Below are 21,215 nucleotides of genomic sequence, written 5' to 3' on the forward strand. Positions count from 1 at the left end.
GGTGGACTTCCGTCACCGCAGCGGCGCGCCCGATGCGCTGGGCAGCGCCACTGCGGAGATCGGGGGAGTCGCCTGCCGGGCAGGAGACTCCCCTTCTCACGTTGCGGCGCCTACCGGCCTGGCCTCCAGGGACTTCCGCAGTTCCGACTGGCGTTCGCGGTAGGCCGCGACGTTCGCGAGCTTGATCTCCTCGTAGCCGCGGACCATGTCCGGGAGCTCCGCGAGTTCCAGCAGCGCCGGGTGGTCCGGCGTTGCCAGCGCCTCCGCGATCATCTTCCGGTACTCGTCGATCAGTTCTCGTTCGACGCGGCGGACCTTGGCGTAGCCGAACGGGTCCAAGCGGGTGCCGCGGACCTTCCGCGCCGCGCGCAGCAGGCGCAGCACGTGGCGGAACCAGGGGCCGAGGCTGATCTTCCGGTTCATGCCGAGCGCGCGCAGCACCGGCGGGTGCAGCCGGAAGGCGAACCGGGAGCCCGCGCCGAACTGGGCTTCGACGTCGGCCAGCAGCTTCTCGTCGAGCGAGAGCCGGGCGACCTCGTACTCGTCCTTGTAGGCCATCAGCTTGTAGAGGTTGCGGGCCACCGCTTCGGTCACCGCATCGACTCCGCGCCCGCGCACCTCCTCGACGAACTCCGCGTACGTCCGCGCGTAGTCCTCGTCGTGGTAGTCGACGAGGTCCGGGATCCGGATGTCCAGCAGCCGCGCCAGTTCCGAGCCCGCCGCGGCCCTGACGAGTGCCCGCACCCGGTGCGCCGCGGCGCTGGGCTCGCGGGGCTTCGCCGGCGGCGGGGTGATCTCGGCCTGCAGCGCGTCGGGGTCCGCGATCGCCTGGCGGCCGCGGCGGAACGCCTGGATGTTGGCCGCCACCGCCGTCCCGTTCAGCTCGATCGCCCGCTCGATGCTCTCCGCCGGCAGCTGCAGCGAACCGGCCTGGTACGCCGCGCCGAGCTGCAGGATGTTGGCGAACTGGTCGTCGTCGAACAGCTTCTCGGCAAGGCCGCGCGCATCCAGGTAGAACGCCCGCGCGGTCGCGTCGTCGAGGGCGGACCGGATGCCCGACTGCACCGGGAACGAGACGGCGGTGTCCACGACCATCCGGCCGGTCGGGACCTCGGTGGTGGACACCACCGCCGTCGTCCGGCCGGCGTCGGCCGCGGCGAGGTGCACCGGGTCGGCCGCCACCAGCAGGTCGCAACCCAGGTAGAGGTCGCATTCGCCGGCGGCCAGTTTCGGTGCCTGCGCAACGGGTTCCGCGGTGATCTTGAGGTCGGAGACGACCGCGCCGCCCTTCTGCGCGAGGCCGATCTGGTCGAGGGTGCGGACCTGCCGGCCGTCGATCACCGCCGCCGTCGCGAGGATCTGCGTGACGGTGACGACGCCGGTGCCGCCGATGCCGGTGATGCGGACGGTGAAGTCGCCCGCGCCGTGCTCCGGCTCGGGCAGTTCGCCGGCGCTGACCTCGCTGATCTTGCGGCGGGCCGTGCGGCCGCTGGATACCACGGTCAGGAACGACGGGCAGTCGCCGGCCAGGCAGGAGTAGTCGACGTTGCACGAGGACTGGTGGATCTGGGTCTTGCGGCCGAACTCGGTGGCGACGGGCTGCACGGAAAGGCAGTTGGACTTGGCGCCGCAATCCCCGCAGCCCTCGCACACCCGCTCGTTGATCAGCACCTTCTGCGCCGGCGTGGGCTGCTTGCCCCGGCGGCGCTTGCGGCGCTTCTCGGCCGCGCATTCCTGGTCGTGGATGAGCACCGTGACGCCGGGGACAGCGGCCAGTTCTTCCTGCACGCGCAGCAGATCATCGCGGTGCCGGATCTCGACGCCCCGGGGAAGCTTGCCGCTCAACCGCTTGGGCGCGTCGCTGGTGACGATGACCTTGGCGACGCCTTCCAGCAGCAGCGTTTCCGCCAGCCGCGCCAGCGGAAGCGCCCCGACCGCGTCCTGGCCGCCGGTCATCGCCACCGCCGAGTTGTGCAACAGCTTGTAGGTGATGTTGACCCCGGCGGCGACGGTCGCGCGGACGGCAAGGCTGCCGGAGTGCGTGAAGGTGCCGTCGCCGATGTTCTGCACGAAGTGCTCGGTGCCGACGAACGGCGACATGCCGATCCACTGGGTGCCCTCGCCGCCCATCTGCGTGATGCCAACGACGTCGCCGACCTGGTCGGCGTCCATGAACAGCGCCATCGTGTGGCAGCCGATCCCGGCGCCTACCACGGTCCCTTCCGGCACCTTCGTCGACGAGTTGTGCGGGCAGCCCGAGCAAAAGTACGGCGTGCGCGCCAGCAGCGGCACGGCGATGCGCTCGCGGCGGCGGCGCTGCCGCCAGGCGTTGATCGGCTCCACCTCGCCGTGCGCGGTCAGGCGCCCGGCCAGACCCTTGGCGATGCGGTCCGGGTCGAGCTCGCCGAGCTCGGTGAACAGGGTGCCGCCGTCCGGCCCCTTCTTGCCGTGGACGGCCGGGGCGTCTGGGCGGCCGTAGAGGATCTCCTTGATCGCCGTTTCGAGGAACGAGCGCTTCTCCTCGACCACCACGATCTCGCTCAAACCGGTCGCGAAGTCCCGGACCAGCTGCGGGTCGAGCGGGTAGATCGCGCCGAGCTTGAGCAGCCGGATGCCGTACCGGGCCAGGTCCGCGTCGTCGAGGCCGAGCGCGCGCAGCGCCTGCCGGATGTCCAAATAGGACTTCCCAGCCGCCACGATGCCGATCCGGTCTGCCGGGCCCGAGCGCACCACGTGGTTGACGCCGCTGCGCCGGAGGTACTCGACCGCCAGCGGCAGGCGGAGGTTGTGCAGGCTGTGCTCCAACCCCGCGAGCTCGGCACCGAGCAGGCGGGCGCTGGGGCGGTGCGAGTACGGCTTCAACTCGGCCGGGATCGCGGGTGCGTTCCAGGTCGGCGCCACAACCGCTGTTCCGGCCGCATCCGCCACGTTGGCGACGACCTTCAGCGACGTCCACAATCCGCTGGCCCGCGACAGCTCCACCGCGTGCAGCCCGAAATCGAGCAGGTCCTGCGAGTCCGCCGGGAAGAACACCGGCATCGCCAGGTCCGCGAGCGCCGCCTCCGAGGCCGCCGGAACCGTCGAGGACTTCGCGTTCGGGTCGTCGCCGACGAGCGCGACCGCGCCGCCGCGCGGGTTCGCGCCCGCGAGGTTGGCGTGGCGCAGGGCGTCGCTGGCCCGGTCCAGGCCCGGTGCCTTGCCGTACCAGACGCCCACCACCCCGTCCGGGCGCTGCGTACCGAGGCCTTCGGTGAGCTGGCTGCCCATCACCGACGTCGCGGCCAGCTCCTCGTTCAGGCCCGGCCGGTGGACCACGTCGTGATCGGCGAGCAGCTTCGAGCGGCGGGCCAGCTCCAGGTCGAACCCGGCCAGCGGCGAGCCCTCGTAGCCGGAGACGAACGCCGCGGTGCTGTGCCCGGCGCGGCGGTCGTGGCGGATCCGGTCGAACAACAGCCGCACCAGGGCCTGCACCCCGGTCACGTAGACGGTGCCCGATTCCTGGAGGTAGCGGTCGTCCAGGGTGTAGGCGGCCATGTCGAACTCCTTTGTCGCGGACCCGCGGGTCGTGATCGACGCCACTTCAACCGAAGGTGGGTGTGGCGCACAACACCGCGACCCGAAACGATGGTCCACACGCAAACATCGGCGGTTCAGGGGCTTTTGCGCGCCCGAATTTTGCGTACCATCGCTGTCCATGGCCGAAGCGACGCTCGATGCGACAGATCACGAAATCCTGGCCCTGCTGCGCGAGGACGCGCGGCGGACGCTGTCGGACATCGCGACCCGGGTGACGCTGTCCACGGCGGCCGTGAAGCGGCGGATCGACCGGCTGCAGGAGATCGGGGTGATCCTCGGCTACACCGTGCAGGTGGATCACGCGAAGCTCGGTTCGGGCGTGGAAGCGTTCATCGAGCTGCGGTTCCTGGGCACCAGCGGAGTCGACGAGATCATCCAGACGACGACCCGAATGTCCGAGGCGCAGGCGGTGTTCACCATCGCGGGCGACCCCGACGCGCTGGTGTGGCTGCGCGTCCGCGACATTGCGCACCTGCAGCGCACCATCGACGAGATCCGCCGCAGCCACCGGGTCACCAGCACCAAGACCCTGATAGCGCTCGACTCCTGGCAACGCGGCCGCCGCTAAATACTGTTTCCAGAGAGAAGATCCGTGAGTGTTTTTGGGCGCCATAGCACCCAAAAACACTCACGGATCTTTTGCATGAGTAAGGCCCAACAGTGCTCGGCGAACGCGCCGCTACTGTTCGGCCCGGCCCCGCCCGGCGGCGTGCCGGATGGCCGTTAGGAGATTGCCTACCGGGCCGCCCGCGTCGGTTTCGCCTGGTCGCCGGGAGAGCGGAGCTGGTTGGCGTCGATGGACGGGCTCCCGTTCTCGGCGACCGACACTGGCCGGCTCGCCGCGAGCACTGTTGTGCTGCAGGAAGTTCCGGTGCCGGGTTCGCCGTTCCAGGACGTGGTAGAACTGCCAGCGCAGGACACTAGCTTTTTCACCGCTGGCTATTCGCCGCGTACTCGCCCACTGCGACTGGGTTCCTGGAAGACAAGGAGCTCTGCGTGGGGATCGTCGGCTCCACATCCGCCGTGAACTGGTCCAATTCCGCCTGCTTGATTCCATAGCAGTGCTCGGGTGCAGGGAAGTTCTCGCTGCGGACTTCTTCGGTTATCACGCCACAGTTTCGCCACATAGATGTGAGACACGACCACGTCCTCGGTGCGCTTGATATAGCCGGCCATCCGCCGGTTCGACCAATGCGAACAGGCCCGTCTCATCCGGCGGGCTCGCCAGCGTCAGCGCCAGGATTCGCGCACGAATCTGGCTGGAACCTCAGCGGAATGCCAGGATCGCCCATGGGCGGCGCCAGGGTTCGGGTCGCGCAGATCGTCCCCGGCCGGTAGTGCGGTTGTCCGAAAATGGACAGGTTTGCCCTGCGGCATTGCCTCTCCGCGCCGGAACGAACCAGAATCAAGTAATCGTCGCTGACAGCGTTGTCAACGGGGTGGTGATCATTGAGTATTGAGCACTCTCGCCGGCGGATTCTCCAGGCGTCCGGCGCAGGTGGACTCGCGCTCGTGGCCGCCGGATTGGTGACGCCGATGGCCTGGGCTCGGGCCGTGGCCGCGCAGCCGATCGTTTCGCAGCGCCCGGGCGCCTCGGACGACGTGGCGGCAACTTACCTGCGGGTGTTGCTGCGGCACACGCGCTGGGCCGAGCGACGGTTCGACCGGGCCGCGGGAATCTACCCTGCCAAGGACTTCACGTTCGCCGTGGTTCTCGGCAACGCCGTCCTGCTGACTAGGGAGGGTTACGACGCGACGGTCGCTGGGGTCGAGCAGGAGGTGCTGCACCGGCACACCGTCGACACGATCCGCCACTTCGCTGCATCGAACGTGATCACCGGCGGCACCGAGTGGGGGCGCCGGCTGTACTTCGACACGACGTTCCAGTCTTATTTCCAGCTCGCCGGTCGTCTACTGTGGAGCGATCTGGACGATGCTACAAGGGCGAACCTAGACAAGATCGCGATCGGCCAAGCAGTCTATACGGCGGGACTGGGCTCGGGTGACGACCCGCTGTCGGGTGGCTGGACACCACTCGGATTGTCCGGTGGGCACGTCGGGGACACCAAGTTAGAGGAGATGGGCGTCTACGCCCAGGCACTGACCCCGGGAATCGCTTGGGCGCCGGACGACCCGCAAGCCGTGGCGTGGCGTGAGTGGTTTGGTAAGTGGAGCCGCAACGAGACGAGCCTGCCCGCCGCGGACCTGGCCAACCCGTGTGTGGTGGACGGCGTGCCGATCTCGGCCAACACCTCCGAGAACCTGTACGACACGTTCCTGGTCGAGAACCACGGTTCGTTCGGCCCGCACTATCAGGAGGAGCTGTGGCGCACCTCCGGGCGCAACGCGATGCATTTCCTGCTCGCGGGGCAGCCGCTGCCGGAGGTGCTCACCGCACAGCCGAACGGCGAGCGGCTGTGGCACACCATGCTGCTGATGGCCAGCGACGCGGGCGAACCGTTGATGCCGATGGTGGCGGACCGCGAGCATCTTTACGGTCGCGATGTCCTTCCGCTCGCCTTCCGCGCCCAAGTCCTCGGCGACCGTTACGCCGCACGCGCCGAGGTGCAGCTTGCCGAGCGGCTCGAGCCCTACCAGGCGTACCCGCCGGCCGATCGCATCACGAAGTTCTCCGGTGAGCCGAAGTACGAGCCAGAGGCCCGCGCGGAAATCGCGATCAGCTACCTGCTGCACGAATGGCGCGCGAGTCACGGTGGCCCGGTGCAGGCGGTGAGCCAGGCCGAGTTCGATGCGTACGCGATAGGCGTGAGCGATTTCGGTGAGGGGCCCGGATTGATGGCGCACCGAACGTCTTCCGCGTGGACGGCGGCGGTGAGCAAGCCGGGCTTCGTCAAGTTCGCCTGGCAGCCCCATCACGACGACTGGCTGTTCGTCGTAAGCGGCGCGACGCCGATGCTCTTGCCGTCGACGGCGCTCAAGACACTGAAGCGGAACGCCGCGACCTGGACGAAGGTGCGGGACGGTTTCGACGCGACCGCAGCGGTGCTGAAGTTCGGCAACGGCTACGCCGGTTTCGCCACGCTGCCCTCGGGCGCCGCAGTATACGCGACGACCGGCTTGGCCTCGGGAGAGGGCGTCGTGTCGGTCTACAACCTCGACATGCCTGGCATTCCGGGACTGAACGGTAAACGCAGTTACCACACCGCCGAGGGGACCGTGACCGTCCCGGCCGCTCCCGTACTCCCGCCCGGCGGCGGCCGGACCGACGAGGTCGCTTTCCCTGCGGTCAAGGCACGCTACGTCCGGATGCTCGGCGTGCTACCGGATCCGGCGTACGGCTATTCCGTGTTCTCCTTCGAATTGCGCGACGACGCCGACGGGACCGACCTTGCCCGCGCGGGTACCGCGTTCGCCTCGTCAGCATCGCCAGGCAAGGAAGCGAAGTACGCGACCGACGGCGATGCGACCACGCGCTGGGCGGTCGCCACGGCCGATCGCCCGCGCGCCGACAGCTGGCTCGCCGTCGATCTTGGCTCGGCACAGCGGTTCGACCGCGTCAGAATCGTTTGGGAGGCTGCGGCCGGACGGTGGTACCGCATCGAGACCTCGCAGGACGGGGATACCTGGACCGCCGCGGCGACCTACCCGCGACCGGCGGTCAGCACCAACGGAAACTGGCTCAACGTCGATGGGCGTGCCGGGTTCGTCGTGACCGGTTCCCCGAACCCGATCATCGTCGCCGGTGACCAGATCCTGCTCTCCGACGGCAGCGCGGCACCCCTGCAAGTCGAATGCCACCCGGATCCGCACACCCTGGCCACTGCGGCGACGGCGCCGCGTCCGACGTCCAGTGTCGCCGCGGTGCGCACTTCCGTGGTCGACGGATACCTCGTCATGCTCAATCTGTCCGGCTCGGCGGTGCGCGGGACCGTCGCACTGCCCGAGTCCGGGGGCGCCGTCTCGCTCTACCGTGGCGTTCAGGTGATCACGAAGGCCGGCAGTGAACTCGCGATGTCGTTGGCCGAAGCGGAAGGACGGGTCGAACCGGCTTGGTTTACCGTGCGCGCCGCCGCAGGGCCGCAGCTGCCCGCCGGCCTACAGGCGACCGTCGCCGACGGCGCGACACTCCGGCTCACGGCACCCGCCGGACCGCCACTGCGCCTCCAGGTGCAGCCCGCCGGCGAGCCACCGCGCCACGTGGCGGTGCCGGGACGCCGCACGGTGACGATCAAGGCCCGCGCCACCCGGCCCTACCCACTGGATGATCTCGCCCTGGGGGCCACAACGTTCCCGACCGAACCGCTGCCCCCGGGGATGTCCGCACCGAGCGCAGCGGTCGACGGCGACGAGCGGACCTCCTGGCACCCGGGCCCCAACGGCCGGATGGTCGTCGACCTCGGCGCGGTCTGGCAGCTCGGTGAGGTCGAACTGACGTGGACCGACGGGTTGCCGCCCGCCGTCACCGTCGAAACGAGTACCGACGGGCGTACGTACACGCCAGCGCCTCCACCGACCTCCCGCCGGAGCACGACAGTGCGCTTGGCCGGTGCCGCGCGCTACGTGGCGATCCGGGTACACGGCGGTCATGCCGGGGACGCCGAACTCACCACGATGAGGGTGCGGCCAGCAGGGTTCGGTTGATCATGTGGCCGGCCTCGTCCGGGGATAGCCGAGCTCCTGGCCAATTCGCGGCATAGCGATACGAGACGGACACGCCCCTCGGTGCGCCCTCGGTGCGGGTTACTAGTAGGTGGCTGGTGTTTTTCGGGGAAAGTCAAGCAGGCGCCTCGAACTTCGAGGCTCAGGGTGGGCTGATTCGGTCGGCGACCGTCTTTCCGGCCGCCTATGGCAATCTCAGCTCTGCGCGATTTGTCTGGATCGGTCTTGCGATGAAAATGAGGCCGTTCGACACCAGCCGCGTAGGGCGGTGTGGGCGTGTCGGCGGTATCTGAGGGTGCGGCGGGCGCGCTTGCGGGCGCTGGCGGTGGCCACCGTGTCGACCCTCCCGGTTGGGGGTCGGCGCACACGTGGGCCATGTCGCACGGTAGCGGCCCCGGCGGGGCGTCCAAGCGCGCGCGGAAGTTGTACGCACACACTGCACGTTGTGCCCAGTGTGGACACACCGTGAACTGCTCAAACGCCCCGGCCGGTGACCAGCACCATTAACGCGCGAAACCGTCACCACCCACGAGGGGGCCGTGGCGATTTCGCGCGAAATCGCCGCCACCCATGAGGGGCCAGTGGCGATTTCGCGCGAAATCGCCAGAATCAGCGACGGGCTGTGAAAGCGGCCTGGACCTCGGCGAGCAGGTCGGGCAATCGCTGGTAGAGGCGTTCCGCTGTCACCACGATGACATGCCAGCCGCATGCCCGGATTCGCCGCAACCGTTCCTGATCGAGTGCATGTTGAGCAGGGTCAGCATGCCATGCCCCGTCATACTCAAGAGCGATCTTCGCCTCTTCCAACGCGAGGTCCACACGAGCGACGAACCCGTAGCCGTCGCGGATTTCCACCTGTGGTGTGGGGCGAAAGCCTGCCTGTACCAGGACGACACGCAGCTCGGATTCGGGCAGTGACTCCGCTCGTCCGTCCAAGAGCGCGGCGGCCCTACGTGCCCGGACTATGCCGTGGTCATGGCGTCTCGCGAGGAAAGCGTAGACCGTCTCCTGGTTGATCAGCCCAGCGTGGATCAGTGCATCCCCAGCCGCGACCGCCGACCGTAACGGGTTCCGGGCGAGCAGGTCCAGCATCGTGCGTTCGATGGTGGCAAGGTGGATTCGTCCCCACTCCACCCGCTCGAAGTCCCAGCTCCTGACGGACCAACATCGCAGGCCGAAACGTCTGTTCATGTACTTCTGGCCGCTTACGAGAACTTCGACCCGGTCATGAGCCCTCGCCAACTGCACCCCGTACAAGGTGGCGGCTGAGCGACCGGTGATGATCGCGGGCGTCGGCAGGACAAGCGCCGCGGCATGGCAGCGAAGTACGTGGGTCGCCTCGATGGCGCTACTGCAGTAGACGCCGTGGATAACTCGTCGGTATTCGCTGCTTTCCCGCAGCTGGCGGTCGGTGATCCCCTGGGCCAGTGCCTGAGCGCGAGTGAGTAGTCCGGGGTCTGCTGGTGTGATGGTACGTGTCAAAGATGTCATGCATCTTAGAATCCGGGCTCAGTTCGGTGTTGTCATCCCCGGTCTGTAAATCTGTGGATAAGTCGGCCCACTGTGGACAACTCGGGATACCCGTTAGAAGGATGGCGATTTCACGCGAAATCGACGGCGCCCACGAGGGGGCCGCGGCGATTTCGCGCGAAATCGACGGCGCCCATGAGGGGCCTGCGGCGATTTCGCGCGAAATCGCCATCCGCTGCCGTAGAGCCGCCGTTCACTGGCACGCGTAACGAGTCTCAAACAGCCTCTGTAGCAACCAAAAAACGCTCACGGGTTGTTCTTCGTTTTTGAAACGCCGGAGGCGCTTGGCCCACCCTCGCAGCTTGCGCTGCCGCGGAACCTCAGCCGTCGCCTGAGGTTCCGCTACCCGCTCCGCCATCCGAAACGAGTCTGGAAACAGCCCCTGTGGATCAGGCGAGCTCGAGGAGCGCGTGGACCGGCAGGTGGTCGGACGGGAAGTAGCCGTCCCTGCGGTAGGTGTTGATCGCCGCCTTCAACACCCGGACGCGACCGTTGTGCAGCAGCCAGTCGATCCGCTCCTTGCCCTCGACCGGCTCCTTGTAGCCGGCGAAGGTGCCCCACGCGGGGGTGAGCCGCTCGGCGGCGGTCGCCCAGCTGTCGGCCAGGCCGCCGCTGGTCAGGATCCGGTACGACTCCGACGTCTCGGCCGCGGTGTTGAAGTCGCCGGTGAGCACCACCGGCAGCGCCGGGTCGAAACCGGCGATGCGGTCGCGCACCAACTGGGCGCTGCGCTGCCGCGATGGCTCCGACTGGTGGTCGAAGTGCGTGTTGACGTGGACGAATTCGCGGCCGCTCCGGCGGTCCAGGAATCGCACCCAGGTGACCATCCGGACCACGTTGTTGCCCCAGCTCTTCGAACCGATCACGTTCGGCGTGTCGGAGAGCCAGAAGTGGTCGTAGTCCAGCGGCTCCACCCGGCGGGTGTCGTAGTAAACCGACATGAACTCGCCGCGACCGCCGCCCTCCCGGCCTAGCCCGATCCAGTCGTAGTGCCGCGGAACGTCCGACAGCACCTCCTTCACCTGGCCGTACAGCGCTTCCTGCACGCCGAGCAGGGTGGGCTGCTCGGCGTTTAACAGCTCGGCGAGGATCGGGCGGCGGGTGGTCCAGGCGTCGGGGTTGGGCGGGGTGGCCTTGGCGTCGAAGCGGATGTTGAAGGTCATCACGTGCAGCGAATCGCCGCGCGCGGGCCCGATCAACGCGTTGTCGCTGGGCCGCGCGGCCGCCGCACCGGTGCCGAACACACCGACCGCGCCGGCCGCTGCGGCGGCTCCGGCCATGCCGAGAACTCCCCGTCGGGTAAATCCAGACACATCTGCCTCCTCGATTGACGTGTCAAGATCCTCACGCGCAGCAGCCCAGGAGTGGTTGACCGTTAGGCGAACATTGCCGGAATTCCGCAACGGGCCGAATGTGACCTGGTCGGCGGAGGCGGCCCGGTGTCGGTGCCCGTGGCTAGGCTCGGTTCCCATGAGCGATCGTCGTCTGTTGCTGGTCCACGCCCACCCCGATGATGAGTCCACCGCCACCGGCGCAACGATGGCCCGGTATTGCGCGGACGGCGCATCGGTGTCGTTGGTGACCTGCACCAGCGGGGAGCTCGGCGAGGTCATCGCCGATGATCTGGCGCACCTGCGCGGAAATCCCGACGCGCTGGGCGAGTACCGGCGCGGGGAGATCCGCGCGGCGCTGGCCGAGTACGGCGACGTCCGGCACCACTGGCTCGGCGGCCCGGGGCGATGGCGGGACAGCGGCATGGCAGGCGAGGCGGGCAACGGCGTGGACGGGGCCTTCGCGAAGGCCGACCCGGGCGAGGTCACCCGTGCGATGGTCGAGATCCTCCGCGCCGAACGGCCCCACGTGATGATCACCTACGACGAGTTCGGCGGCTACGGCCACCCGGACCACATCGGCGCGCACCGCGCGGTGATGACCTCCCTCGACCCGGCGGCGGACCCCGGCTACGCGCCGGAACTCGGCGAGCCGTGGCAGGTGCCGAAGGTGTACTGGACGACCCTGCCGCGCTCGATCCTCAAGCGCATCGAGGGGGCGGGTATCGAGGGCTTCGAGCCGTACACGGTGCCCGATGAGGAGCTGACCGCGATGGTCGACGGCCGCGCCTTCCACGCCGCCAAGATCGCCGCGCTGCGGCACTACCGCAGCCAGGTCGACCTAGATGACGGCGGGTTCTTCGCCCAGATGGTGGCCCGTCCGGAGTTCGCGATGGAGCACTACCTGCTGGTCCGCGGCGACCGGGGCCCCGGAACCGGCCCCCACGACTGGGAATCCGACCTGTTCGCGGGACTCGACTGACCCGACCGGTCACCGGGTGGACAGGCGCTGTTCGGCTGGGATCGGCGTGGGGTGCGCGGGCCAGGGCAGGAGGTCCGGGAGCGGACCGGTCGGGATCTGCTGCGGCGTCCGGCCGGCGAGCCAGGCCGCTAGGTCGCGGGCCCGGCCGGTGATCTCGACGCCGTCGACGTCGGCCGGCCACCGGCGCGGGCCGTCGGTCTGCCGCAGCGCGATGCCGCCCGGCAGCCGGGGCAGCAGGAAATCGACGGCGTGGCAGGAGAATTCGTCGCTCCACTCCTGCGGGCTGACGCCCAGGTCGAGGTCCACCAGGTGGATCCAGACCTCCCGCCACCGCATGTGCACGAGCCCGCTCAGGTCGCCGTTGCGGAACCGCACCGGCCGTTCCCAATCGTCGGCCGCGGCCTGCGACCACACCGCTTCCAGGGCGGCCGAGTGCCGGGCGATGGAGTCGCGGTGCTCGTCGGCGCTGCGGTCGGCGAGCCCTTCGATGATCGCGTCGCGCTCGGTCTGCCCGCCTTCGTAGGCGTCGGCCAGTTCGCCGCGCAACGCGAGCGCAGACATCCGGGCGAAGGCGCGGGCGTTGTCGGTCAGGTGAGCCAGCACGTGGCCCCGGCTCCAGCCGGGGAGCAGCGACGGCTCGGCGACCTGATCGTCGGTCAGGGCGGAGAGCACCTCTAGAAGTCGCCGATGGCCCTGCGCAACAGCATTCAACGGAGGCATCACGCGCCAGGATCCTAGACCCACGCCACCCGGCCCCACCCCGGGATGCCGATTCCGGCGGTTTCAATGGAACCAGCACGTTAATTTCCGTTGAGCCTTTTCATCCTGGCTGATCCGCTGCCGCAACGCCTGAAGTCCTGCGGCACGGGGCTGCCGCAAGTGGCGTAGCCGCCTTGGCCCACCCGCGCAGTTCGCGCCGCCGCGGGTTCTCAGCGGTCTCCTCGCGAGGACAGCTGGTCATACACAAGTCCCGGATTCCGGAGTCGAGAAGGCCGCTGAGGTTCCGCTACCCGCACGCAACGCAAGAAGAGGCTGGATGGAAAACGCCCATTGAAATCGCCATCCGGCCCGATCAACCCGTGTTGTGGTTCCGGTACGCCGCGACGAGCTGGGTCTCGGCGGCGTCGAAGTACTCGTCGAGGCGTTCGGCCGCCGCGTCCATCGAGCCGTCGGTGATCAGGTCCGCGATCTCCCGGTTGAGCTCCAGGTACGGCTCGTGGAACTCCCGGGGGCGCGACATCACGTGGAACGCCAGGCGCAGCTCGGCCAGCAGTTGCCGCATCGTCTCGTTCACCCGGGGGCTGGCGGCCAGCGCCGCGAGCGCCTCGTGGAAGCGCATGTTCGCGGTGCCGACGTCTCCCCAGCGCTCGTTCTCGGCCGCGCGCTCGCCGTCGGCCACCGCGCCGTCGACGGCCGCCACCAGCTCCGGCGCGGCCCCGCTTGCCCGGCGCACCGCGCTGGTCTCAAGAAGCCGGCGGATGCGGTAGAGGTCGATCACGTCGTCGGCGCTGAGCACCCGGACGAACACGCCGCGGTGGAACTCGTGCACCAGCAGCCGCTCGTGCACCAGCAGCCGGAACGCCTCGCGCAGCGTGTTGCGGGAGACCGCCAACGCCTTGCCCGCGCTTTCCTCGGACAGCCGGGTGCCGGGGGCGAGTGCGCCATCAATGACGCGCTGCCGCAGCACATCGGCGACGCGCTCGGCCGTGCTCGTGCGGTCCAGCAGCGCCCGGTCGGCCGTGAGCAGGTCCACCCACGGATCCGAGGTGGTCAATCGAGCTCCTAACGACGTGCAGCAGTTGATCGCAGTCTAACGAGAAAGGTGCGCACGGGGGATTGCAGAATTGTTCAACAACTCACTATGTTGGCCGGAACCGCGGTTCGCGCGGCTGACACGCGACATCCCCGATACCGGTGGTGAACCGGTGTACCTGCTGATCGGAGTGCCATGGCCCAGACGTCCACGGCCGAGAACAAGCCTTCGGCGGCCAAGCGCAGCACGCTGCTGGGTGCGGTCTTCCTGATGGCCACCAGCGCCATCGGCCCCGGTTTCATCACCCAGACCACGGAGTTCACCGTCCAGCTCGGCGCGGCGTTCGCCTTCGCCATCCTGGTGTCGATCCTGGTCGACGTCGCCGTGCAGCTGAACGTGTGGCGGGTCATCGGCGTCTCCGGGATGCGGGCCCAGGACCTGGGCAACCGCGTGGTGCCCGGCCTGGGCTACCTGATGGCCGCGCTGGTGGTCTTCGGCGGCCTGGTGTTCAACGTCGGAAACATCGCCGGTACCTCGCTGGGCCTGGACGCGCTGTTCGGTCTGGACGCCAAGATCGGCGGCACCGTCTCGGCCGTCATCGCCATCGGGATCTTCCTGAGCAAGAAGGCCGGGGTGGCGATGGACCGCATCGTCGTCGTTCTCGGCGTGGTCATGATCCTGCTGACCGCGTTCGTCGCGTTCTCCTCGCACCCGCCGGTCGGGCAGGCCCTGGTCCAGGCGGTGTGGCCGGAGGAGGTCGACTTCCTGTCCATCACGACCCTGATCGGCGGCACCGTCGGCGGCTACATCACCTACGCCGGCGCGCACCGCCTGGTCGACGCCGGGGTGACCGGCCCAGAGCGGATCGTCGACGTCAGCCGCACCTCGGTCATCTCGCTGCTGGTAACCGGCGTGATGCGGCTGGTGCTGTTCCTCGCGGTCCTCGGCGTGGTGGCTGGCGGCGTCACGCTGGCCTCGTCGAACCCGACCGCGGAGGCCTTCCAGCACGCGGCGGGCGAGGTCGGCCTGCGGCTGTTCGGCATGATCCTCTGGGCGGCCAGCATCACCTCGGTCGTCGGCGCCGCCTACACCTCGGTGTCTTTCCTGGTGACCTTCTCGCCAAAGCTGGCCCGCGCCCGCAACTGGCTGGTCGTCGGCTTCGTGGCGGTGTCGGCCGTGGCGTTTCTGCTGATGGACCAGGCCCCGACGACGCTGCTGGTGCTGGCCGGCGCGCTCAACGGCCTGATCCTGCCGGTCGGTTTCGGGGTGCTGGTGTTCGTGGCGGCCAAGCGGCGGGACCTGCTCGGCGGATACCGGTACCCGAGCTGGTTGCTGATCGTGGGTGTGGTCGCCTGGCTGCTGACCTTGTACTTGGGATACAACTCGCTCGGCGGCATCGCCGCGCTGTGGAAGTGAGGTGGGCATGGACCTCAACTCGGACCTTGCGGAGGGCTTCGGGCGCTGGGAGCTCAGCGACGACGGGGCGCTGCTGCGCATCGTCACAAGCGCCAACGTGGCCTGCGGTTACCACGCGGGCGACGCCACGGTGATCCGTCAGGCCGTCGAGCAGGCCACGAAGCTGGGCGTCGTGGTAGGCGCCCAGGTCAGCTACCGGGACCTGGCCGGGTTCGGCCGCCGGTTCATCGACGTGCCGCCGGTGGAGTTGGCCAACGACGTGATCTACCAGATCGGCGCGCTGGCCGGGTTCGCCCGCGTCGCGGGCACCGAGGTCGGTTACGTCAAGCCACACGGCGCGCTGTACAACGCGATCGTGCACCACGCCGAACAGGCGTCCGCCGTGGTCGAGGCGGTGCGCAGCTACGATCCGTCGCTGGCCGTGCTCGGGCTGCCGGGCTCGGAGTGGCTGACCCAGGCTGAGCGGGCCGGGCTGCAGGTGTTCCGCGAGGCCTTCGCCGACCGCGCCTACACCCCGGAGGGCACCCTGGTGTCGCGCCGCGAGCCCGGCGCGGTGCTGCACGACCCGGAGGTCATCGCTGACCGCTGCCTGAAGCTGGTCGCTGGGGAGCCGATCGAGGCCGTCGACGGGTCCGAGATCAAGATCGGCGCCGACTCGATCTGCGTGCACGGCGACAGCCCGGGCGCGGTGGCCATCGCCGAGGCCGTGCGGGCCCGGCTGGTGGCCGGCGGAGTGGCGCTGGAGCCGTTCACCGTGCGAGGCCGGTGATGCGTTTCCTGCGATGCGCCGACTCGGGGCTGCTCATCGAGCTGGCCGATCTCGAAGCCGTGCAAGCGCTTTACGCGGTGCTCGTCGAGGATCCGCCGGAGGGCGTCACGGACCTCGTCCCGGCGGCCCGGACGTTGCTGCTGCACTTGGACCCGCGCGCCAATACCGCGGCGGTCGAGGCGGCGGTGCGTGCGGTCGAGCCGCGCGAGGGCGCACCCGCCAGCGGCGACCTGCTGCAGGTGCCGGTGGTCTACGACGGCGCGGATCTGGCTGAGGTCGCGGAGCTGACCGGTCTGACCGAGTGGGAGGTCGTGCACCGGCACACGAGTGCGGAGTGGACGGTCGCCTTCGGCGGGTTCGCCCCCGGTTTCGGCTACCTCGCCGGCGGCCCGCCGGAGCTGGTGGTGCCGCGCCGCACCGAGTCGCGGACCAAGGTGCCGCCCGGCTCCGTCGGCCTCGCCGGCGCGTTCAGCGGCATCTACCCGCGCGAATCGCCCGGGGGCTGGCAGCTGATCGGGCGCACCGGCCTGGAGATCTGGCGGGTCGACCGGGAACCGCCGGCGCTGCTGCGGCCCGGCGTGCGTGTGCAGTTCCGCGAGGTCCCATGAGCTGCCTGGAAGTCCTGGCCGCGGGTCCGCTGTCGACGATCCAGGACCTGGGCCGGCCGGGCCTGGCCGGGATCGGCGTGGGTCGCTCCGGTGCGGCCGACGGCGGCGCGTTCCGGCTGGCCAACCGGCTGGTCGGCAACGACGAGACAGCGGCGGCCATCGAGGTCACGCTGGGCGGGCTCGCGGTCCGCGCGACCCGCGACCTCACCGCCGCGGTGACCGGCGCCCCCTGTCCGACCACTGTGGATGGTCGGGTGGTGGCGGTGAACTCGGTGCTGTGGATCCCGGCCGGTGCCGAGCTGAGGATGGGCGTGCCCGGCCGCGGTCTGCGCAGCTATCTCGCGGTGCGCGGCGGCATCGCCGTGCCACCGGTGCTCGGTTCCCGGGCCACCGACGTGCTCGCCGGGCTTGGCCCGGACCCGCTGACCCCCGGCGCGCTGCTGCCGGTCGGCCCGGCGCCCGCGCGGTTTCCGCTGGTGGACGTGGCCCCGGTGGCGATGTGCGCGGCCGGCGAGATCGTGCTGCGCGTGGAGCCCGGACCGCGCCACGACTGGTTCGCCGGCGACGCCCTGGCGACTCTGGTCAGCCGTCCGTACGAGGTCACCCCGGACAGCAACCGGATCGGCATGCGGCTGGACGGACCGGCGTTGGAGCGCAGCCGCACCGAGGAACTGCCCAGCGAAGGCATGGTCGCCGGTGCGCTGCAGGTGCCGCCGTCGGCGCGCCCCACGCTGTTCCTCGCCGATCACCCGGTGACCGGCGGCTACCCGGTGATCGCGGTGGTCACCGCGGCGGACGTGGACAATGCGGCGCAGGCCAGGCCAGGCCAGCGAATCCGCTTCCGGTTGAGGAACGGCTTCAAACCTCGTTCCGCATAGCAGGACCTCAGACGCCGCCCGGTCCGCGGATCCCCGCCGCTTCAAGGCAGCAGATCAGATCGGCTTCAACAGCAGAGGTAGGGAGATTTCGATGACGCAGCCGAAAGCGATGTCGCCGGAGCAGGCCCGCGCGGCGTTCCGCGTCGGATTGCGCGTACCGACCTCGGGCTACAGCGCGGGTTGGACCCAGGCGAACCTTATCGCGCTGCCCCGCGAGTACGCCTACGACTTCTTGCTGTTCGCGCAGCGCAATCCGCGCTCGTGTCCGGTGCTCGACGTGACCGAGCCCGGCGAGACCAGCGCTTCGGTCTTCGCCGGCGACCTGCGCACCGACCTGCCCGCCTACACGGTCTACCGGGACGGCGAGCTGGCCGGGGAGCGCGCCGAGGTCACCGACCTGTGGCGGGACGACCTGGTGTCGTTCCTGGTCGGCTGCAGCTTCACCTTCGAGGCGGCGCTGCTGGAGGCCGAGGTCCCGGTGCGCCACGTCGAGGCGGGCAGCAACGTGCCGATGTACCGGACGAATCGGGAATGCCGCCCGGCGGGCCGGTTGGCGGGACCGATGGTGGTGTCGATGCGGCCGATCCCGGCGGAGCTGGTGTCCACCGCGGTTCGCGTGACCTCCCGGTACCCGGCGGTGCACGGTGCCCCGGTGCACGTCGGCGCGCCGGAAGCGTTGGGAATCCTGGACATCGACCGGCCGGACTTCGGCGACGCGGTGGAGATCCGGCCCGGGGAGGTCCCGGTGTTCTGGGCCTGCGGGGTGACGCCACAGGCGGCCGTGATGCAGTCCAAGCTGCCGTTCGTCATCGGCCACGCGCCCGGCTTCATGGCGATCACCGACGCCCGCGACAGCCGTTTTCTCGTCCCGTAAGAGGCCTCCAGGACTCGGAGACTGAGACACCAGCAAGCACGCATCAACAACATGGAGGGCAGCGGCGAACTCCGCTGTCCTCCATGTTGACAACACGATGATTAGGGAGAAAACCCCGATCGAGCCTTCGACCCCGGGATAATCTCCTTAGCGCGGTCTGTTTCGCTTGGCGGCCGATGCGCCGGTCGCCTCTGCGGCGATTGGCGCTACGCGGCTCCAGCCGAACGGTGTTCCGCGAAGGCGGTGATTGAGGCCCGGGGGACACGGGCGCACCGACCGGACCGTTCAACGGCCGGACCCGAGGCGGTGTTCCGGCTTCCGGTGTGAGCCGCCCCTCACTCGATCGAGAAGTCGTCCCGACACGCGTCGGTTCGATGCTTGACTCCCGGGATTCGGCGACCGCGGCTCGTAGCTTCGAGGCATGGATTTCAGCAACGAAGTACGAGTCGGACAACACACCTACGGAGTCACCGCCAAGCGCGAACCGGTCAGTGCGGATCAGCCGGCCACCGTCGCGGTGGAGTTCACCGGAGCGGATGCAGACGGCCGCGTCGTCGCCGAAGGCAACCTACTGATCGCCGTCGATGGGCTGGGCGACGCGAACGCGTTCCTGGCCCAGACCCTGGACAGGCTGGCCGCGCTGCACGTGCCTTGGACGGCCGGGCACGGGCGGAGCCGACCACGCCCGCCCAACGCCGGTCGACCGTGGACCGAGCCCGACGGCGAGCGGCTCCGGGAGCGGTGGCTGGGTTCGCTGGGTGAGCCCGCGAGCCGATTGATCGAGGAGTTGGCCGAGGAGTTCGGCCGCACCCGCGGAGCGGTCCGCGCACAGCTGCCCCGACTGGGCTGCGACTCGGACGTCCCGGGACGGATGCTCGCTGAGACCTGACCCGCGGCCCGGCGTCGAGATCGGTGGGAATGGCGAATCGGACATTCGCCGGGCGTCGAAGAATTGTTGAACCTGGAATCGATTCCCGCTCGATACGCGGTCGCGGGAATCGGGGAATTGCCATTCTGCGGAAATTGGGAGGAGGGTTTGCGAGGTGAGAAGGCGAGTGGTTCCGATATCGCAGTTGTTTCGCCCGCGCCAGTCGGCAAAAGAAGGCACCGCCTCGCCGGAGGGCCCCGAGTGCACGCTGTCGGGGAGGTCCGTGCGAGGCGGTGCATGGGGGATCTGCAGGATCGTCGCCGGGGTATCGTCCTCGGCTGTCCCGTTCAGATCCGGGTCAGCACTTCTCGAAGGTGCTCGTCGGGGAGTGGGCGATTGCGCCGGTGGAGCTGATCGTCTCGGTGTGCACCTTGACGGTCGCGCCGGAGTTGCATGGTGCCTTCGTGGCCAGGTTGATCTCGGTGCCGCTCTGCGCCAGCTCGCCGAGCACCTTGGGCGTCGCGTCCTTCTGCTCAACGACGATCCGCACGGTGACCGTCGCGGTGTTCAGGCAACCGGTGCGCCCGCCGGTGGCGGTCAGGGTGTTGCCCTCGCGCGTGGGTTGGTAGGCGAACAGTGCGCACGCCGGGGCGGACTCGGCGGCGACCGCCGGGGCGGCGGGCGCGACCGCGAACGCCGCAAGCGTCAACGCGGCGCTGAACAGGACGGGCGAGTGTCGCATTCGGGGCCTTCTTCCGTGTACCGAATTGCTGACGGATACAAGGCGGAGTCGATCACCCGCCACGATGGCTGTCAATTTGGAATTGGTCGGAGCGCAGTTTTTCACCCGGGCGAGGCTAGTCATTAGTAGTTGTTCAGAGGATGGAGGTTTGCCCGGCCGGCTTGGCCGGACGCCAGGGGAGGAGGACGGATTGGGCGTTTTTCTGAACGCGATTTGCGGCCGGTTCGCGGCGTCCGGGTGATCTCGGACGGCAGCCGTCGCGCGCCTGCAATATTTGCAATGCCTCTGTTAATATCGCAAGCCCGATCGAGGGGGTGTGGATGTCGAAGACGGTCGCCAAGGCGGTCCACGTGCTCGAAACCCTTGCCGGAGCGCCCAAGACCGTCGCGGAGCTGGCGCGCGAGCTCGGGGTGCACGGCTCGACCGCGCTGCGGATGCTGCAGCCGCTGGCCGACGGCGGCCTGATCGCCCGCGGACCGGACGGCCGATACCGCCTCGGGTTCCGGCTGGTCGAGCTCGGCCAGCAGGTGCTGGAGGAGATGGACCTGCGCGCGGTCGCCAGGCCGCACCTGATCTCGCTCGCGGACGCCACGCGCTCGACGGTGCACCTGGCGCAACTGGTGGACGACCAGATCGTCTACGTCGACAAGATCGAGGGCGCCGCGTCGATCCGCACCTGGTCGCGGATTGGACGGGCAGTGCCGCTGCACACCGCCGCCGCCAGCAAGGTGATCCTTGCCGCCCTGCCGGCTGACCACCGGGATCGCCTGCTGTCCGCGCACGCCTTCACCCGCTACACCGAGCGCACCATCACCGGCGAAGCCGAGTTCCGGGACCACCTGGTCGAGGTCGCGCGGCTCGGCTACGCCACCGACCAGGCCGAATTTGAGCCGCTGGTGCACTGCATCGGCGTCCGGATCCCGGACGTCACCGGGCAGCTCCTGGCGGCCGTGTCGCTGACGACGGTGCGCGCCGACACAAATCTGCCCGAGCTCGGCAGCCTCCTCGGCCAGGTCCGGGACACGGCCACCGCGATCGCCGTTGCCCTCGGCCACCAGGCGGGTTGAACACCGGTCGGGGTGTGCCGGGTCCGAAGGAGGCCGGGGCTTTCCTAAGGCCTGTTTCGGAAGTGGTTTGCGTAGCGGTGCGGGTAGCGGAACCTCAGAGGCCTTCTCGCGCATGTGTTCCCCGACATCATGAATGCCAATTCATCGCGTCGGGGACTGGCCTCGCCGAGAGCCCTCCGGCGGGCACAGCCCCTGAGAACC

Annotated in this window: 16 protein-coding genes; 10 read left to right on the top strand and 6 right to left on the bottom strand. The window is 69.2% G+C overall.

Translation table 11 applies throughout. From position 1 onward, the window contains the following. Positions 1–96: 96 nt before the first annotated feature. On the bottom strand, positions 97–3,696 hold the full coding sequence (locus tag FDZ84_RS20115; RefSeq protein WP_256413548.1) for an indolepyruvate ferredoxin oxidoreductase family protein: 3,600 nt from the start codon (positions 3,694–3,696) through the stop codon (positions 97–99). Between FDZ84_RS20115 and FDZ84_RS20120 the strand changes: the two genes are divergently transcribed. Together FDZ84_RS20120 and FDZ84_RS20125 are read left to right on the top strand one after the other, a co-directional pair. Continuing rightward, the gene (locus FDZ84_RS20120) at positions 3,695–4,144 is read left to right on the top strand and encodes an Lrp/AsnC family transcriptional regulator (protein WP_168587172.1); all 450 of its coding nucleotides are present in this window, start codon (positions 3,695–3,697) and stop codon (positions 4,142–4,144) included. The two genes, FDZ84_RS20115 and FDZ84_RS20120, sit on opposite strands and share 2 nt — an antisense overlap. Positions 4,145–5,025: 881 nt before the next feature. Next, complete coding sequence (locus FDZ84_RS20125; RefSeq protein ID WP_168587173.1) at positions 5,026–8,178, top strand: discoidin domain-containing protein; 3,153 nt, start codon at positions 5,026–5,028, stop codon at positions 8,176–8,178. 627 nt (positions 8,179–8,805) lie between these two features. On the opposite strand, the gene FDZ84_RS20130 is transcribed toward FDZ84_RS20125, so the two are convergent. Together FDZ84_RS20130 and FDZ84_RS20135 are read right to left on the bottom strand one after the other, a co-directional pair. Next, complete coding sequence (locus tag FDZ84_RS20130; protein ID WP_168587174.1) at positions 8,806–9,678, bottom strand: DUF559 domain-containing protein; 873 nt, start codon at positions 9,676–9,678, stop codon at positions 8,806–8,808. Positions 9,679–10,115: 437 nt separating this feature from the next. Further along, the gene (locus tag FDZ84_RS20135) at positions 10,116–11,006 is read right to left on the bottom strand and encodes an endonuclease/exonuclease/phosphatase family protein (RefSeq protein WP_168590201.1); all 891 of its coding nucleotides are present in this window, start codon (positions 11,004–11,006) and stop codon (positions 10,116–10,118) included. A gap of 208 nt (positions 11,007–11,214) precedes the next feature. Here FDZ84_RS20135 and mshB point away from each other — a divergent pair, with 208 nt between their 5' ends. Next, on the top strand, positions 11,215–12,039 hold the full coding sequence (gene mshB, locus FDZ84_RS20140) for an N-acetyl-1-D-myo-inositol-2-amino-2-deoxy-alpha-D-glucopyranoside deacetylase (RefSeq protein ID WP_168590202.1): 825 nt from the start codon (positions 11,215–11,217) through the stop codon (positions 12,037–12,039). A 9-nt stretch (positions 12,040–12,048) separates the two neighbouring features. Here the strand turns inward: mshB and FDZ84_RS20145 are convergent, their stop codons facing one another. Both FDZ84_RS20145 and FDZ84_RS20150 read right to left on the bottom strand, forming a co-directional pair. Further along, on the bottom strand, positions 12,049–12,759 hold the full coding sequence (locus FDZ84_RS20145) for a maleylpyruvate isomerase family mycothiol-dependent enzyme (RefSeq protein ID WP_168590203.1): 711 nt from the start codon (positions 12,757–12,759) through the stop codon (positions 12,049–12,051). Between the two features lie 352 nt (positions 12,760–13,111). Beyond that, complete coding sequence (locus FDZ84_RS20150) at positions 13,112–13,813, bottom strand: GntR family transcriptional regulator (RefSeq protein WP_168587175.1); 702 nt, start codon at positions 13,811–13,813, stop codon at positions 13,112–13,114. A 174-nt stretch (positions 13,814–13,987) separates the two neighbouring features. Here FDZ84_RS20150 and FDZ84_RS20155 point away from each other — a divergent pair, with 174 nt between their 5' ends. The 6 genes from FDZ84_RS20155 (at position 13,988) to FDZ84_RS20180 (ending at position 19,226) form a co-directional block, all read left to right on the top strand. Beyond that, on the top strand, positions 13,988–15,208 hold the full coding sequence (locus FDZ84_RS20155; RefSeq protein WP_168587176.1) for an NRAMP family divalent metal transporter: 1,221 nt from the start codon (positions 13,988–13,990) through the stop codon (positions 15,206–15,208). 7 nt (positions 15,209–15,215) lie between these two features. Next, on the top strand, positions 15,216–15,977 hold the full coding sequence (locus FDZ84_RS20160) for a LamB/YcsF family protein (RefSeq protein ID WP_210435013.1): 762 nt from the start codon (positions 15,216–15,218) through the stop codon (positions 15,975–15,977). Further along, a complete protein-coding gene (locus FDZ84_RS20165; RefSeq protein WP_168587178.1) occupies positions 15,977–16,585 on the top strand; it encodes an allophanate hydrolase subunit 1 in 609 nt (202 codons plus the stop codon). Before FDZ84_RS20160 ends, FDZ84_RS20165 begins: the two co-directional genes overlap by 1 nt. Continuing rightward, entirely contained in the window at positions 16,582–17,463 is an 882-nt protein-coding gene (locus FDZ84_RS20170) for a biotin-dependent carboxyltransferase family protein (protein WP_168587179.1), read from the top strand. The genes FDZ84_RS20165 and FDZ84_RS20170 overlap by 4 nt, the downstream gene beginning before the upstream one ends. A gap of 91 nt (positions 17,464–17,554) precedes the next feature. Continuing rightward, positions 17,555–18,337 carry a putative hydro-lyase gene (locus FDZ84_RS20175; protein WP_168587180.1) on the top strand — a complete coding sequence of 261 codons (783 nt, stop codon included), beginning with the start codon at positions 17,555–17,557 and terminating at the stop codon, positions 18,335–18,337. A gap of 421 nt (positions 18,338–18,758) precedes the next feature. After that, positions 18,759–19,226 (top strand): hypothetical protein, encoded by a 468-nt coding sequence (locus FDZ84_RS20180; RefSeq protein ID WP_168587181.1) that lies wholly within the window; start codon positions 18,759–18,761, stop codon positions 19,224–19,226. Positions 19,227–19,563: 337 nt separating this feature from the next. Here FDZ84_RS20180 and FDZ84_RS20185 read toward each other — a convergent pair whose 3' ends face one another. Beyond that, positions 19,564–19,947 (bottom strand): hypothetical protein, encoded by a 384-nt coding sequence (locus tag FDZ84_RS20185; RefSeq protein ID WP_168587182.1) that lies wholly within the window; start codon positions 19,945–19,947, stop codon positions 19,564–19,566. A gap of 320 nt (positions 19,948–20,267) precedes the next feature. Here FDZ84_RS20185 and FDZ84_RS20190 point away from each other — a divergent pair, with 320 nt between their 5' ends. Further along, positions 20,268–21,014, top strand: a complete 747-nt coding sequence (locus FDZ84_RS20190; protein ID WP_168587183.1) for an IclR family transcriptional regulator — start codon at positions 20,268–20,270, stop codon at positions 21,012–21,014. Positions 21,015–21,215 lie beyond the last annotated feature (201 nt).

This window comes from Saccharopolyspora sp. ASAGF58, assembly GCF_012277335.1.
Taxonomy (GTDB): domain Bacteria; phylum Actinomycetota; class Actinomycetes; order Mycobacteriales; family Pseudonocardiaceae; genus Saccharopolyspora; species Saccharopolyspora hattusasensis.